The 14,539-nt window shown below is 66.7% G+C and carries 13 protein-coding genes; 5 read left to right on the top strand and 8 right to left on the bottom strand.

Translation table 11 applies throughout. The annotated features are described in order from the left end of the window. Nucleotides 1–7: 7 nt before the first annotated feature. The 4 genes from AC25MA_RS14835 (at nt 8) to AC25MA_RS14820 (ending at nt 3,608) form a co-directional block, all read left to right on the top strand. Nucleotides 8–655 carry an alginate O-acetyltransferase AlgF gene (locus tag AC25MA_RS14835; protein ID WP_028689561.1) on the top strand — a complete coding sequence of 216 codons (648 nt, stop codon included), beginning with the start codon at nt 8–10 and terminating at the stop codon, nt 653–655. A 35-nt stretch (nt 656–690) separates the two neighbouring features. Next, nucleotides 691–2,145: a mannose-1-phosphate guanylyltransferase/mannose-6-phosphate isomerase gene (locus AC25MA_RS14830; RefSeq protein ID WP_028689560.1), complete on the top strand. Its 1,455-nt coding sequence runs from the start codon at nt 691–693 to the stop codon at nt 2,143–2,145. 156 nt (nt 2,146–2,301) lie between these two features. Continuing rightward, complete coding sequence (locus tag AC25MA_RS14825; RefSeq protein ID WP_028689559.1) at nt 2,302–2,766, top strand: hypothetical protein; 465 nt, start codon at nt 2,302–2,304, stop codon at nt 2,764–2,766. 29 nt (nt 2,767–2,795) lie between these two features. Further along, nucleotides 2,796–3,608 carry an SDR family oxidoreductase gene (locus AC25MA_RS14820; protein ID WP_028689558.1) on the top strand — a complete coding sequence of 271 codons (813 nt, stop codon included), beginning with the start codon at nt 2,796–2,798 and terminating at the stop codon, nt 3,606–3,608. A 71-nt stretch (nt 3,609–3,679) separates the two neighbouring features. Here the strand turns inward: AC25MA_RS14820 and AC25MA_RS14815 are convergent, their stop codons facing one another. The 4 genes from AC25MA_RS14815 to AC25MA_RS14800 form a co-directional block, all read right to left on the bottom strand. Then, nucleotides 3,680–5,116: an efflux transporter outer membrane subunit gene (locus AC25MA_RS14815; RefSeq protein WP_486972148.1), complete on the bottom strand. Its 1,437-nt coding sequence runs from the start codon at nt 5,114–5,116 to the stop codon at nt 3,680–3,682. Further along, nucleotides 5,113–6,174 carry an HlyD family secretion protein gene (locus AC25MA_RS14810; protein ID WP_028689556.1) on the bottom strand — a complete coding sequence of 354 codons (1,062 nt, stop codon included), beginning with the start codon at nt 6,172–6,174 and terminating at the stop codon, nt 5,113–5,115. Before AC25MA_RS14810 ends, AC25MA_RS14815 begins: the two co-directional genes overlap by 4 nt. Nucleotides 6,175–6,200: 26 nt before the next feature. Next, on the bottom strand, nt 6,201–7,742 hold the full coding sequence (locus tag AC25MA_RS14805; RefSeq protein WP_028689555.1) for an MFS transporter: 1,542 nt from the start codon (nt 7,740–7,742) through the stop codon (nt 6,201–6,203). 294 nt (nt 7,743–8,036) lie between these two features. Beyond that, on the bottom strand, nt 8,037–8,972 hold the full coding sequence (locus AC25MA_RS14800; protein ID WP_028689554.1) for a LysR family transcriptional regulator: 936 nt from the start codon (nt 8,970–8,972) through the stop codon (nt 8,037–8,039). A gap of 230 nt (nt 8,973–9,202) precedes the next feature. Between AC25MA_RS14800 and AC25MA_RS14795 the strand changes: the two genes are divergently transcribed. Then, complete coding sequence (locus AC25MA_RS14795) at nt 9,203–9,661, top strand: universal stress protein (RefSeq protein ID WP_028689553.1); 459 nt, start codon at nt 9,203–9,205, stop codon at nt 9,659–9,661. A gap of 101 nt (nt 9,662–9,762) precedes the next feature. Here AC25MA_RS14795 and AC25MA_RS14790 read toward each other — a convergent pair whose 3' ends face one another. Genes AC25MA_RS14790 through AC25MA_RS14775 form a run of 4 tightly spaced genes read right to left on the bottom strand, consistent with a single transcriptional unit; the run spans nt 9,763 to nt 14,524 of the window. Then, on the bottom strand, nt 9,763–10,623 hold the full coding sequence (locus AC25MA_RS14790) for an efflux RND transporter periplasmic adaptor subunit (RefSeq protein WP_028689552.1): 861 nt from the start codon (nt 10,621–10,623) through the stop codon (nt 9,763–9,765). Nucleotides 10,624–10,633: 10 nt separating this feature from the next. Next, nucleotides 10,634–10,834, bottom strand: coding sequence for a DUF1656 domain-containing protein (locus AC25MA_RS14785; protein ID WP_028689551.1), 201 nt, complete (start codon nt 10,832–10,834; stop codon nt 10,634–10,636). Further along, entirely contained in the window at nt 10,824–13,001 is a 2,178-nt protein-coding gene (locus AC25MA_RS14780; protein WP_028689550.1) for an FUSC family protein, read from the bottom strand. Before AC25MA_RS14780 ends, AC25MA_RS14785 begins: the two co-directional genes overlap by 11 nt. Continuing rightward, nucleotides 12,998–14,524, bottom strand: coding sequence for an efflux transporter outer membrane subunit (locus AC25MA_RS14775; RefSeq protein WP_486972147.1), 1,527 nt, complete (start codon nt 14,522–14,524; stop codon nt 12,998–13,000). Before AC25MA_RS14775 ends, AC25MA_RS14780 begins: the two co-directional genes overlap by 4 nt. Between the last annotated feature and the right edge of the window lie 15 nt (nt 14,525–14,539).

Here is a 14,539-nt window from a genome sequence, read left to right as displayed (position 1 = left end):
TACGCACATGACCACCAAGACTTCCATTGCCAAAGCCCTCACCCTCGCCGCCGGCCTGTCCCTGGCCTCGCTGCAGGCCTTCGCCGGCGCCGATGCCGCCCTCTATGGCCCGAGCGCGCCGAAAGGCTCGACCTTCGTGCGCCTGTACAACGCCGCCGGCAGCCCCGCCGCCGCGTCGGTCGGCAACACCCAGATCAAGCAGGTCGGCGCCCAGGCCAGCAGCGACTTCAGCTTCCTGCCCGGCGGTGACTACACCGCCCAGGTCGGCGGCAAGAGCGTCCCGGTGAAGCTCGCCGCCGACAAGTACTACACCCTGGTCAACAGCAGCAGCGGCAACCCGCAGCTTATCGAAGAGCCGCCGTTCAAGAACAAGCAGAAGGCCCTGGTGCGGGTGCAGAACCTCAGCGACCAGTCGCTGACCCTGAAGACCGCCGACGGCAAGACCGAAGTGGTCAGCCCGGTGGCCGCCAAGGGCCGTGGCGAGCGCGAGATCAACCCGGTCAAGGTCAACCTGGCCCTGTATCAAGGCGACAAGAAAGTCGGCGACGTCAAACCCGTCGCCCTGGCGCGCGGCGAAGCCGCCGTGCTGTATGTCACCGGTTCCGGCAATAGCCTGTCGCCGGTATGGGTCACTCGCCCCGTGGCTAGCAACTGATTCCCCTGCCTCTAAACGACTATTGGAGAAACATGATGATCCCGGTAATTCTTTCTGGTGGTAGCGGTTCGCGTCTGTGGCCTCTGTCGCGCAAGCAGTTCCCCAAGCAGTTCCTGGCCCTGACCGGCGAACACACCCTGTTCCAGCAGACCATCGAACGCCTGGTGTTCGATGGCATGGACACGCCTATCGTGGTCTGCAACAAGGACCACAAATTCATCGTCCAGGAGCAGTTGAACGCACTGCAACTGCAAACCCAGGCCATCCTCATGGAGCCGTTCGGCCGCAACACCGCGCCGGCGGTGGCCATGACCGCGATGAAACTGGTCAACGAAGGCCGTGACGAGCTGATGCTGGTGCTGCCGGCCGACCACGTGATCGAGGACCAGAAGGCCCTGCAACGCGCCCTGGCCCTGGCCACCGTGGCCGCCGAGCGCGGCGAGATGGTGCTGTTCGGCGTACCGGCGACCAAGCCCGAGACCGGCTACGGCTACATCCGCTCGAGCCAGGACGCGCTGCTGCCCGAGGGCGTGGCGCGGGTCGCGCAGTTCGTCGAGAAACCCGACGAGAAGCGCGCCAACGAGTTCGTCCGCGCCGGCGGCTACTTCTGGAACAGCGGCATGTTCCTGTTCCGCGCCAGCCGCTTCCTCGAAGAGCTGAAAAAGCACGACCCGGACATCTACGACACCTGCCTGCTGGCCCTGGAGCGCAGCCAGGAGGACACCGATGCGCTGAGCATCGACGAAGCCACCTTCGCCTGCTGCCCGGACAACTCCATCGACTACGCGGTAATGGAGAAGACCCAGCGCGCCTGCGTGGTGCCGCTGTCGGCCGGCTGGAGCGACGTCGGTTGCTGGTCGTCGCTGTGGGACGTGCACGAGAAGGATGCCGACGGCAACGTCACCAAGGGCGACGTGGTGGTGCAGGACAGCCGCAACTGCATGATTCACGGCAACGGCAAGCTGGTGTCGGTGATTGGCCTTGAGAACATCGTGGTGGTCGAGACCAAGGACGCCATGATGATCGCCCACAAGGACAAGGTTCAGGGGGTCAAGCAGCTGGTCAACACCCTTGACGCCCAGGGCCGCACGGAAACCCAGAACCACCTGGAGGTGTACCGCCCGTGGGGCTCGTACGACTCGGTGGACATGGGCGGGCGCTTCCAGGTCAAGCACATCACCGTCAAACCCGGCGCCAGCCTGTCGCTGCAGATGCACCACCACCGTGCCGAGCACTGGATCGTGGTGTCCGGCACCGCCGAAGTAACCTGCGACGAGAACGTGTTCCTGCTCACCGAGAATCAGTCCACGTACATTCCCATCGCCTCGGTGCACCGCCTGCGCAACCCGGGCAAGATCCCGCTGGAGATCATCGAGGTGCAGTCCGGGAGCTACCTGGGCGAGGATGATATCGAACGGTTCGAGGATGTGTATGGGCGGACTTCGACGCCAGTGGAGCGTGGGGTTTCGGTGAAGACCATCGCGCAGTAACAGCCGCAAGTCATAAGCTGCAAGCGGCAAGAAAAAGCGAAACGGCGGTGAATCGAAATGTTCGATTCGCCGCCGTTTCGCTTTTTCTTGTGGCTTGCAGCTTGCAGCTCGGCGCTCCAAGATAATCGAACCCCCGCCACCAAGGCCTGCCCCACCATGATCATCGGCGCCCTGCTCGTTCTCACCTGGCTGGTCCTGCTGCTGCGCTACCCGGCCAAGGCCCTGCCGATTTCCATGGCTGGCGTCTGTGGCCTGGGGCTGGTGGCGCTGTACGTGGTCTGGCAGGACACCCGCGAAGCCTCGCAACTGGCCCGCCTCGATATCCGCCTGGTCTACGCCCCCGACCAGTGCCCCGCCGACCGCGCCCTGCAGGTGCGCATGAAGAACGGCAACCAAGTCCCGCTCAGTGAACTGCGCTGGCGCGTCGGCGCCTATGCGCCGGGCGATACCGTGAATCTGGCCGAGAACACCTACGCCGCACCGCGCTATCGTGGCCCCGGGGAACTGCAGCCGGGCGCCGAATGGACCGATTGCCTGCCATTGCCACCGCTGCGCTCGGGCTATCGGCCACAAACACTGGAGTTCCGTGCCGAGCACCTGCAAGGTACATTCGCCAACTGAATCCTCTCTTCCGAACACAGGCCCGCCCCATGCCCACCGTCCTGATCACCGGTTGTTCCAGCGGCATCGGCCGCGCCCTGGCCGACGCCTTCCGCGATGCCGGCCATGAAGTCTGGGCCACCGCCCGCAAGGCACAGGATGTCGAACAACTGGCCGCCGCCGGTTTCAATGCCCGTCAACTGGACGTGAACGACGCAGAAGCCCTCGCTCGTCTGGCCGAGGAGCTGCAAAGCCTCGACATCCTGATCAACAACGCCGGCTACGGCGCCATGGGCCCGCTGCTCGACGGCGGCGTCGAGGCCATGCGCCAGCAATTCGAGACCAATGTCTTCGCCCTGGTCGGCGTGACCCAGGCACTGTTCCCGCTGCTGCGCCGTTCCCGGGGGCTGGTGGTGAACATCGGCAGCGTGTCGGGTGTGCTGGTGACGCCCTTCGCCGGTGCCTATTGTGCCTCCAAGGCCGCCGTGCACGGGCTGAGCGATGCCCTGCGCCTGGAGCTGGCGCCTTTCGGGGTCAGGGTCATGGAGGTGCAGCCGGGCGCGATCGCCTCGCAGTTCGCCAGCAATGCGCAACAGCAGGCCGAGCAGGTGCTGGCGAGCAGTTCGCCGTGGTGGCCGCTGCGCGAGCAAGTTCAGGCCCGGGCGAGGGCCTCGCAGGATCGGCCGACACCGGCGGCGGTGTTTGCCCAGGGATTGTTGGCGGCGACCCGCAAGTCGCCGGTGCCTGCGCTGGTGCGTATCGGCAATGGCAGCACGGCCTTGCCGTTGATGGCCCGGCTGTTGCCGCAGCGCCTGCTGGATTGGGTGTTGCGCAAGCGCTTCGGATTGTTGCGACCGCTCTGACGTCATCGCGGGGCAAGTCGCATCGGCGCACCGCCGCTCCTACGCATACCTGGGAGCCCCCGCGATACTGCTCAGACCTGATCGAACGCCTGCCAGCCGCCACCCAGCGCCTTGTACAGCCCCACCAGCGCCTGCGATACCGCCGCCGAACTGTCGATCCACTGCTCCTCGCTGGCCAGCAACGCCGACTGCACCGTCAGCACGTTGAGAAAGTCCACCGCCCCTTCCACGTACTGGCGCTGCGCGGTCTCCAGGGCGATGCGGTTCTGCCGCACCGCCTCGGCCAGGTGATCACGGCGCAACTGGCTGGCGTTGTACAGACGCAGCACATCGTCGATCTCATGCCAGGCGCCCAGCACCACCTTGCGGTAATTCAGCGCCGCCTCCTGCTGCTGGGCCTCGCGCAGCTCCAGCTGGCCCTTGAGCCGACCGCCCTCGAAGATCGGCAACGACAGTTGCGGCCCGAAAGAGAACCGGCGCGAGTCCCAGGCCCCGAAATCGGACAGTTGCATGGCCTGGAAACCGACACTCCCGGACAGGCGGATGCTTGGATAGAAATCGGCCTTGGCCACGCCGATGCTGGCGGTGGCCGCATGCAGCCGGGCCTCGGCCTGGCGGATATCAGGGCGGCGCTCGGCCAGCTCCGACGGCACGCCGATGGCGAAACGCTGCTGCGGCGCGGGCAGCTCACCGCCTTGCAGCAGCTGGGCCTGCAAACTGCGCGGCGGTTCGGCGGCGAGCAGGCTCAGGGCATTGATCAGGTCGTCGCGACGCGCCTTCAGAGTCGGCAGGCGCGCCTCGATCGATGCCACCTGGGCGCTGGCCTGGGCGACATCGAGCCGGGTGGCGACACCTTCGGCCTGGCGGCCTTCGGACAGTTTCAGACTGTGCCGGGCGACCTTGAGGTTGTCCTGGGTGATATCCAGGGTGTGCTGCACGGCCCGCAGCTGGATGTAGTTGCCGGCAGTCTCCGACAACAGCGCCAACAGCACGCCTCGGCGGTCGTTTTCGGCCACCGCCACGCTCGCGTCGGCGGCCTCGACCTGGCGGCGCACGCGCCCCCACAGGTCCAGTTCCCAACCGGCGACCAGGTCACCCTGCCACAAGTTGTACGCCGACTTGCCGGCCTTGCCGGAGGGGTCGTTCAACCCTTCGGCGCTGTTGCGCGCCCGGCTGTAACCTGCGTTTGCATCCACCGTGGGCATCTCGTCAGCCGCCACGGTGCTGCGCAAGGCGCGGCTCTGCAGCAGGCGGGCACTGGCCATCTGCAGGTCGAGGTTGCGCTCGGTGACTTTCTGGATCAGCGCGCTCAACTGGGCGTCGTGGAAACTGTCCCACCAGCGCAGTTCCATTGGCTCGGCGACCGGCTGGCTGGCCGCGGCCTCTCCTTGCAACGAGGCCCAATCCTGAGGCGCTTCGCTGGCCGGGCTCTGGAAGTCCGGTCCTAGTGTGCAGCCGGCAAGCAACATGGCCAGCAGCAAAGGACTCAAGCGTGATGCCGCTTTCATCGCGCAGTCACCTCTTTACCGGCCAGCGTGTCACCCTGGGTGTCGATGACCGCCTCCACCGACATGCCCACCCGCAAGCGCTCCAGCAACGGCTGGCCGTCGTCGAAGACAATCTTCACCGGAATGCGCTGCACCACCTTGGTGAAGTTGCCGGTGGCGTTGTCCGGCTTTACAGCGGCGAAGGTCACGCCCGTTGCGGGGGCGATGCTCTCGACGCGGCCGTGGAGTTTCTCGCCGGAGAAGGTATCGACGCTGATGCTCACCGGCTGGCCCGGCTGCACATGGGTCAACTGGGTCTCCTGGAAGTTGCCGACGATGTAGGCGCGCGCCAGCGGCACCACCGACAACAGCCGCGCGCCCGGGTTTACGTAGGCGCCTACACGCAGGGCGCGCTCGCCGACCATGCCGTCCACCGGCGCGGTGATGCGGGTGTAGGACAGATCCAGTCGGGCTTTCTCCAGGCCGGCCTCGGCCCGTTTCAGCTGGCCATCGGCACTGGCCACCTGGGCGCCGAGGATATCCACCTGCTTGCGCGTCGCCACCAGCGCCGCCTGGGTGTTGGCCAGCCGGGCGCGGGCCTGGTCAACGCCACTTCGCGCCTGCTGGGCATTCTGCACAGTGCCGGCGCCCTGCTCGGCCAGGCGGCTGTAGCGGGTTACCTCATGATCGGCGAAGGCCGCTTCGGCCTGGGCCGCCTTCACCGCGGCCTCGGCCTGGGCGATCAGCGAGGCCTGGCGCTCGAGGGTGGCGCGGGCATCCAGGCTCTGCGCCCTGGCCACCAGCAACTGGGCCTGGGCCGCGTCGAGGGCGGCCTGGTAGTCACGCGGGTCGATGGTCGCCAGCAACTGGCCGGCCTTCACCTGCTGGTTGTCCTCCACCAGCACCTCCTTGATAAAGCCCGCCACCTTCGGCGCGACCACGGTGTAGTCGGCGGTTACATAGGCATCGTTGGTGCTCTGGCGATGGTCGCTGCCGAACATCCAGGGGCCGACGATGGCGGCCAGCACGGCCACGGCGAGCACCGAGCCGATAAGGATTGTCTTGCGCTTGTTGGTCATTTCAAGGTCTCGGATTCATCCACGGATCAGGCCACCGCACGCGGCGGGAAAATCCGGGTAGGCACGAAGGGGATCAGGCAGATCAGGGCGACGGCGATACCCGCCATCACCAGGTACAGGTCGGCCGAGGTCAGCACCAGGGCCTGTTCATGGATGCGCTTGGCCAGGCCAGCGGCGTTGTCGTCGATCAGCGGCGCGTTGCCCAGACTGTCGACCAGGTGGTTGGAATGAAAATGCCGGCGCAGGGTGCCCAGGGCATCGAGCAGACCACCGGCGATCACCGCCGACAGCCCCTTGACCGTGTTGAACCAGGCGGAGGCGAACGGGCCTTCCTGCGGGGGCATGCCGTTGGTCGACAGCATCAGCAGCGGCAGCACCGCCATGGGCTGGCCGAACACCTGCAGCAGGTAGAACGGGTAGAAGTCGCCGCGGATCCACTGCGAGGTCAGCAGGCTGCTGCCCACGCACGAGGCCGCCAGCATGGCCAGGCCCATCGCCAACACCCAGCGGCAGTCCACCGCACGGATGTTGCACAACGCCGCGGTCAACGGCAGGGCGATCAGTTGAGGCATGGCCACCAGCATCATCAGCGGGCTGGTCTGCGCCGGGCGGTAGCCCTGGATCTGCGCCAGGTAGGCGGACGGAATGCTGCCCACGCCCGAGAGCACGACCAGCACCCCGGCCAGGGTCACCAGGGCGAAGCTCAAGTTGCGTCGCGTGAGCATGCGCAACTGGAAGAACGGCAGCGGCTCGGACCATTCATTGAACATGAACAGCGCCAGCAGCAACACGCCAACGCCGAGCAACCAGCAAATCAGCGGCGAGTCGAACCAGCCCCAGCGGTCGCCCAGCGACAGCCCGAGGACGATGCAACTGATCGCTGGCAGACCGAGCAACACGCCGCGCCAGTCCAGTTGCCTGAAGCGCTCGAGGCGCAGCGGATCCTGGGGCAGGCCCCAGCCGACGCAGGCGATCGCCAGCAGCGAGGGCAGGATGATCTGCCAGAACGCCCACTGCCAGCCGACGTACTCGGTCCACAGGCCCGCCAACGGCGTGCCGAGGTTCGGCCCGAAGGTGGCGGTCAGGGCGTAGCAGGCCAGGCCGTAGACCTTGATCCCCGGCGGCAGGAAACGCAGCGCCACGCTCATCAGCATCGGCGGCAAGGCGCCCGAGGCGAAGCCCTGCAGCACACGCAGCAGCATCAGGCTATGCAGGTTGGGGGCGAAGGGCTGGATCAGGCCAAGCACGGCGAACACGCCGACGGCGCTCATGGTGAAGCGGCGCAACGAGAAGGTGGTGGCCAGCCAGGGCGCGAAGGCCATGGCCGAGACCGAGGCGGCGGCATACACCGCCAACAGCCAGGCACCTTCGTCGGCGCCGATGCCCATGGCGCCACGAATGTCGCTCAGGGAAATCTTGGTCACCGCCTCGTTTAGCCCGGCGCACAGCACCGCCAGCAACACGCCGAACAGCCCGACCACTACCCGCAGGCCGAACGCCGTCTGCGCGGGGGCGGCCGGTGCGGGAGCGGCGGCCAGCGCGGCGCAGGGCGCGGTCAGGGAACTCATGGATAGACATCTCCAGCAACAAATTCAGGGCTGGAGCAAGTCTAAGTAGGTCGAATACTGACGAAAACTGACTTGTTGGCAGGTTTATGTTGCGTCAGACGCAATCCATGGAGATCGGCGGCGCCCGCTTCGTGGGCCCCCTCCCACCGGTTCACCGTTGCACTCGAGCCTTGCTGGGACTCTGTGGGAGCGGCCTTGTGTCGCGAAAGGGCTGCGCAGCAGCCCCAGGATTTCAGCGTTCATGCAAAGATCGTCGGGGCCGCTTTGCGGCCCTTTCGCGACACAAGGCCGCTCCTACAGGGAACGCGCAGGGTTTGAGGCCGGCGTGGGCTCGCCCGCGCAGCAGGCGCGCATGGTCTGGCGCAACCAGCGATGCGCCGGATCGTTGTCGAAACGCGGATGCCAGGCCTGCATCACCCGCACCCGCTCCAGCGGCACCGGGATCTCGAACGAGCGCAGCGGCAGGCCGAACTTGGTCACGCTGCCGAGGATGTTCGCCGGCATCGGCAGGATCAGGTCCGACTCTGGCAACGAGAACATCGCCGAATGGAAACTCGGCGTGATCAGCGCCACCCTGCGCTGCACGCCATGGGTGCCCAGCTCCACATCGATGGGGCCGTTGGCCCGTCCGCGTCGTGACACGCTGATCTGCGGATAGCGGGCAAAGCGCTCCGGGGTGATCTCGGCGTCGAAGATCGGGTGGTCGGCCCGCGCCAGCCCGACGAACCAGGTGTCGAACAGGCTCTGCACCTTGATCTCCGGCCCCATGTCGATACTCGAACTGACCACCAGGTCGATCTGCCCGTGGCGCAGCACCAGGTCATCGTCGCCCTGGTGCTCGGGGACGAAGCGCAGCACGGTGTTCGGCGCCTGCTCGAGCATCATGTGCAGCAGGCGCGCGCCATACAGGGCGATGAACAGGTCGTTGGTGCGGATGTTGAAGGCCCGGTCGAGGTTCGGCAGGTCGACCTCGTCGCCACTGCGAAACACCAGACCGGCCTGCTCCACCAGCGCCCGGACCTGGTCGCGCAGGGCCAGTGCCCGTGGTGTCGGCACCAGACCACGGCCAGCGCGTACCAGGATCGGGTCGCCCATGGCCTCGCGGATACGCCCCAGCGTGCGGCTCATGGCCGCCGGGCTCAGGTTCATGCGCTGGGCGGCGCCGACCACGCTGCCTTCGTCGAGCAGGGCATCGAGGGCGACGAGCAGGTTCATGTCCGGGAGTTGCATGGCCGTTTTCCGTGACAGCTGTGGGAAACGCGATGGTATCAGGTTGGTGGATTGCGTCAGGCGCAATGGCACCGTGCGTGGGCGGCCATTTATCCATGTGGGCGAATGAACCGAGAATGGTGTGGCCTCATCGCCGGCAAGCCGGCGCCCACTGGCAGCGCATCTCCCTGTGGGAGCCGGCTTGCCGGCGATGAGGCCAACACTGCCATCCATTCTCCAAAGGATTGCCCATGCCCCACCCGGTCCTGATCGCCATCGACGCCTCCCCCGCCAGCCACGCCCTGCTCGACCTAGCCCGCCGCTACTGCCGCCCGGGCGAACACACCCTGCACGTGCTGCTGGCCATCGACTCGACCTTCGCCGTGCACGATCACCGCACGGCCTACACTGAGGAGGAGCTGGAGGAGTACCCCGCGGCCTGCGACGAACAGCAATTGGCCGAGCACGCCGTGAACAGCGCCGTGGGCATCCTGTGCGAAGCCGGCTTCGAAAGCCTGGGCTGCATGGTCGCCGGCCAGCCGGTGGAGGCGATCATCACCAAGGCCCGGGAGCTTGAATGCGAGCTGATCATCATCGGCCACCGCCACTTGTCGCGGGTCGGAAGGCTGCTGGATCCGTCGATCAGTGCCAAGGTGATTGATCGGGCACATGTACCCGTTCTGGTAGGCGTGCCGACTGACGTTGGCTGAAGTCTCGCGATAAGCTCACCGCCACCATCGCGTGGCAAGCCCGCTCCCAGAGCATCCTCATACTCGTGGGAGCGGGCTTGCCCCGCGATGGTCTGCTTGGATCACTCCGCGCTCGCCTTGACCACCACCGTGCACGTGGTCCCCGCCGCCAGCAGGAACCCATCCGGCACTTCATCGATATGGATCCGCACCGGCACCCGCTGCGCCAGCCGCACCCAGTTGAAGGTCGGGTTCACGTCGGCGATCAGCTCACGGCTCTGCGGGTTGTCGCGGTCGTAGATGCCACGGGCAATGCTCTCCACATGCCCCTTGATCCGCTCGCCGCTCATCATCTGCAACTCGGCCACATCGCCCACCTTCACGTGGGGCAGCTTGGTCTCCTCGAAGAAGCCATACACCCAGAACGACTGCTCATCCACCACCGCCATCACCGCCTCGCCGGTGCGAGCATAGTCGCCTTTGTGGATGTTCAGGTTGGTCACGTAGCCATCGACGGTGGCGACGATCTGCGTGCGCTTGAGGTTCAGCTCGGCAGCGGCGAGCTGGGCCTGAGCGTGCTGGTAGTCGGCCAGTGCCGAGCTGGCGATATTGCTGGCGTCGTCGCGGTTCTCTTTCGAGATCACCAGGTTGTCCAGATCGGCGCGGCGCTTGGCATTCACCTTGCGCATCTCCCAGGTGGCCTTGCGCGAGGCCACCAGCGCCTTGGCCTGGTCCACCGCCAGCTGGTAGTGCTCGGGGTCGATGCGGATCAGCACGTCGCCCTTCTTCACCCGCTGGTTGTCCTTGACCGGTACGTCCACCACATAGCCCGGCACATCGGCGGCGACGTTGATGATATCGGCGCGCACCCGGCCATCGCGGGTCCATGGCGTAGTCATGTAGTGCAGCCACAACTGGCGGCCGATCGCCACGGCGGCGGCCAGCACCAGCAGGGTGGCGATCAGGCTGAAGAACTTTTTCATTGCAGGATTCTCACCAGTAGAGCGACAGCGCCAGGGCGCCGAACAGGCAGACGAACAGCGACAGGCGCAACAGCGCCGGGTGCCAGAAGAAGCGATAGCCATCAACGCTTGCGATGAACCGGTCCAGGCCCCAGGCCAGGCCCAGGGCGAACAGGAACATCAAGGTCATGGTGGGCATGTACACGCCATGGAAGGCGATCTCACGGGGCATGGTGCATTCCTTTCGCCGGTGCCAGCGGCGACTGTGGGTCAAGCAGGGAGGAACGGATGAAGTGCAGGTAGCTCTGCGCCCGGCGCAGCACCGAGGTGTCGAAGTGCCGGGCGAAGGGTTCGTCGGTGGCCTGCACGCGGCTGATGGCGTGGTCCACCGCCACCAGGGCGCGCTCGTGGTTGCTGGCGCTGGGCTGCAGGAACAGCCGCGCCAGGGCCCGGCCCATCACGCGGATGGCCTGGCGCCAGGGCTGCGACTCGGCGTAGGCCGGATGGATCGGCGCGCGATCCTGCTCCTTGCGCAGTTCGATGATGGCGTGGCCGATCTCCAGCACGGTGAACATCCAACCCATCAACTCGCTCTGCACCTGCGGCTTGCCGGCGGCCAGGCCATAGGCCTGGTGCAGCAGGTCGCGGGTGCGGCTCTCGAACGCCGAGCCCAACCCGCGCAGGCGCCCGCCGATGGCGAACAGCACCTGCTCGCGCAGTTCCTGTTCCAGGCGGCTCCACAGCCAGCGGCTGTTGGGCGGCAGGATGATCGCCCCGGCCGCGGCGCAGACGAACATGCCGATGACCATGCCGATGTAGTCATTGATGAAAGTGTAGGGGTCGTAGATCGTCAGGTTGTTCGGCACCGAACCGATGGCGAAGAACACCAGCAGGCCCAGGCCGTAACCGGCATAGGCCGGGCGCGAAGCGAGGAACGCCCCAAGCACGAACACCGGCGCCAGCACCATGCACAGCAGCGCAAAACCGTCGATCCAGGGAAACACGAAGAACGTCTCGAAGAACCCGACGAAGGCGCCGATCGCCGTGCCACAGGCCATCTGGAACGACATGCGCTTGGGGTTCGGCGAGGCCGCCGACAGGCCCACGGTGACCGTGGCGATCAGGGTCATCATGGCGCCGCTGGGCCAGTCGCTGAGCAGCCAGTAGCTGCCCAGCAACAGCAGCACCGCCGAGGCGCGCACGCCAGCGGCCAGCGATACCAGCCAACTGGTCTGGGCCACGTAGGGCTCGTCCCACTGCTCGCGTTCGTGCTTGTGCACGGCCAGCGAGGCATGGGTCTCGGCATAGCTGTACATCTCGTCGACGAAGCGATAGAGCAGCTCGAAGGCGGTGTGGAAATCGAGCAGATCGGACTCGCTCGGGTTGGTCTGCAGGTACTCGGCGCGCAGGCCGCGCACCTGGGCCTGCAGGCCTTCCTTGTAGGTGCCCAGTTCCAAGGCCAGGCGCAGCGCGTCGGCATCGGTCAACGCCCGGCCTACATAGGGCTGCAGCAACTCGGCCAGGGTACCCAGGCCAGGCTCGATGGCGCTGACGATTTGCAGCGGGCCACGGGCGCGCAGGCGCTCGAGCAACCGGTGCAGGGCGTTGAAGCGCGTGGTGATGGCCATGAACTCGCTGTTCATCCGCACCAGGCGGCCGGAGCGTCGGCGCATGTGCGGATCTTCAAAGGCGGTGACGTTGCGCAGGCTCTCCAGGCCCACCGCCTCGGCGACAAAGCGCACGTTGCTGGTCTCGAAGCGGTCGCGCTGGCTGTCGCCGCGCAGCGCCTCGACCACCACCCCGGCGAACACGCCGAAGCGCTGGTACAGGGCGTTGCGCATGGCGGCACTGGCCGACTGCGGCAGGATCGCGGCGCTGACGAAGGTCGAGACGAGAATCCCCAGGGCGATCTCCAACACCCGCCACACCGCCGCCATGAACGCCTGGTCAGGGTGCTGCAACACCGGCAGGCCGATCATCGCCGCCGTGTAACCGGCCAGCACGAAGCCATAGGCGCGGAAGGTGCGGTAGCGCATGGCCCCCGCCGAGCACAGGCCGACCCACAACGCCAGGCTGGGCAGGAACAGCTCGGTGTTCTGCGGGAAGATCGCCATCAGCGCGACCATCATCGCCGAGCCGGCCAGGGTGCCGAGTACCCGGTAGAAGCTCTTGGCGAACACATGGCCGCTCTGCGGCTGCATGACGATGAACACAGTGATCATCGCCGTGCGCGGCTGCGGCAGCTCCAGGCGCATGGCCAGCCACAGGGTGATGAACGCGGCGGCCAGCACCTTGAAGATGTAGACCCAGGTGACCCCGTCGGTGCGCGCCCAGGCGAAGAAACCCCGGCGCCATTCCAGGCTCCGCAGCCAGCGCAGGGGCAAGCTCGATGCGCTCATTCGGCGTGGTCCGGCTGATCGAAGATGGCCAGGGTGGCCGGGGTTTTCGGTGCGGCCTGACGCTGCTCATCCGGCACGTCCTTGCCCGCCTCCAGGCCGCCGCCCAGGGCGGTGACCAGCTCGGCGTGGGCGGCCAGGCGCGCGGCCTGCACCTGCTGCTGCACCTGTTGCTGACGGAACAGCAGGGTCTGGGCGTTGAGCACGTTGAGGTAATCGGTCAGGCCACGCTGGAAGGCGACGGTGGCGATGTCGTAGGTCTTCTGCGCCGCGGCTACCGACTCGGCGGCGAAGTGCGCCTGCTCCTTCATCGACTCGCGGCGGATCAGCTGGTCGGAGATGTTCTTCAACGCGCCGATCACCGTCTGGTTGTAGCGCGCCACGGCCACGTCATAACCCGCCGAGGCCACGCCCAATTGCGAGCGCAGCCGGCCGCCGTCGAAGATCGGCAGGCTGATGGCCGGCCCCACGTTGTAGTTGAACTTGCGCCCGGTGAGGAACTCCAGCGGGCCGCCGCCAGTGGCCATGAAGCCAAGGCCGCCGACCAGGTCGACGTTGGGGAAGAAGCCGGCGTGGGCCACGTCAATGCCACGGGCCTGGGCCGCCACCTGCCAGCGGCTGGCGACCACGTCGGGACGCTGGCCGACCAGTTCGGCGGGCAGGTTCGACGGCAGTTTCAGCGGCGCGCCAAGGGTCAGAGTCGGGCGTTGCAGCTTGGCACCCTCCCCCGGCCCCTTGCCGGCCAGGGCGGCCAGCTGGTTGCGGGTCAGGGCGATCTCCTCGTTGAGGCTGTCGATCTGGCGGTGGGTTTCCGGCAACGGCGCTTCGGCCTGGCTGACCTCGAAATGGGTGCCGATGCCGCCGTCGAGGCGACGCTTGGCCAGGGCGACGATCTGCTCCTGCTGCGCAAGTTCGGCCTGGACGATATCGCGCCGGGCGTAATGCAGGCTGAGCTGGATATAGGCGCGCACCACGTTGTTCTCAAGCTCCAGTTGAGCCTGGCGTGCCTCGGCGACGCTCATGTGTGCCTGGTCCACGGCCTGCTCGCTGGCATTGCGCTCGCGGCCCCACAGGTCCAGGGCGTAGCTGAAGCCGATGGCGGCGTTGTTGTCCCAGGTGTTGGCGCCGGACAGCGCGCCCGGGCCGTAGAACTGATCCTCGGGCCAGTTGTGGCGCTTGAGCGTGGCGTTGCCATTGGCCTGCAGTTTTTCCGCCGACTCGACCACGCCGGCCATCGCCTTGGCTTCCCGCACCCGCGCGGCGGCCATGGCCATGCTCGGGCTGCCGGCCAGCGCCTGGGCGATCCAGGCGTCGAGCTGTGGGTCGCCATAGTCGCGCCACCATTGCTGGGCCGGCCAGTGGGCGTCGCGCGCGGCCTCGCGGATCGCGGCGTCGGTGGTCAGTTGGTTGGCTTGGAGGGTATTGCTTTGCGGGGCGGTGCCCCAGGTTCCGATACAGCCGCTCAAGGTGAGACAAAGGGCACAGGCACTGAACGCATGGAGCGCTCTGATGTGGCGACGCGGCACAGCTGCGATTTCCCG

This window comes from Pseudomonas sp. P65(2024) (assembly GCF_057480955.1).
Note: the sequence above shows the minus strand (reverse complement) of the source record. Positions and strands in the feature narration are given on the sequence as shown.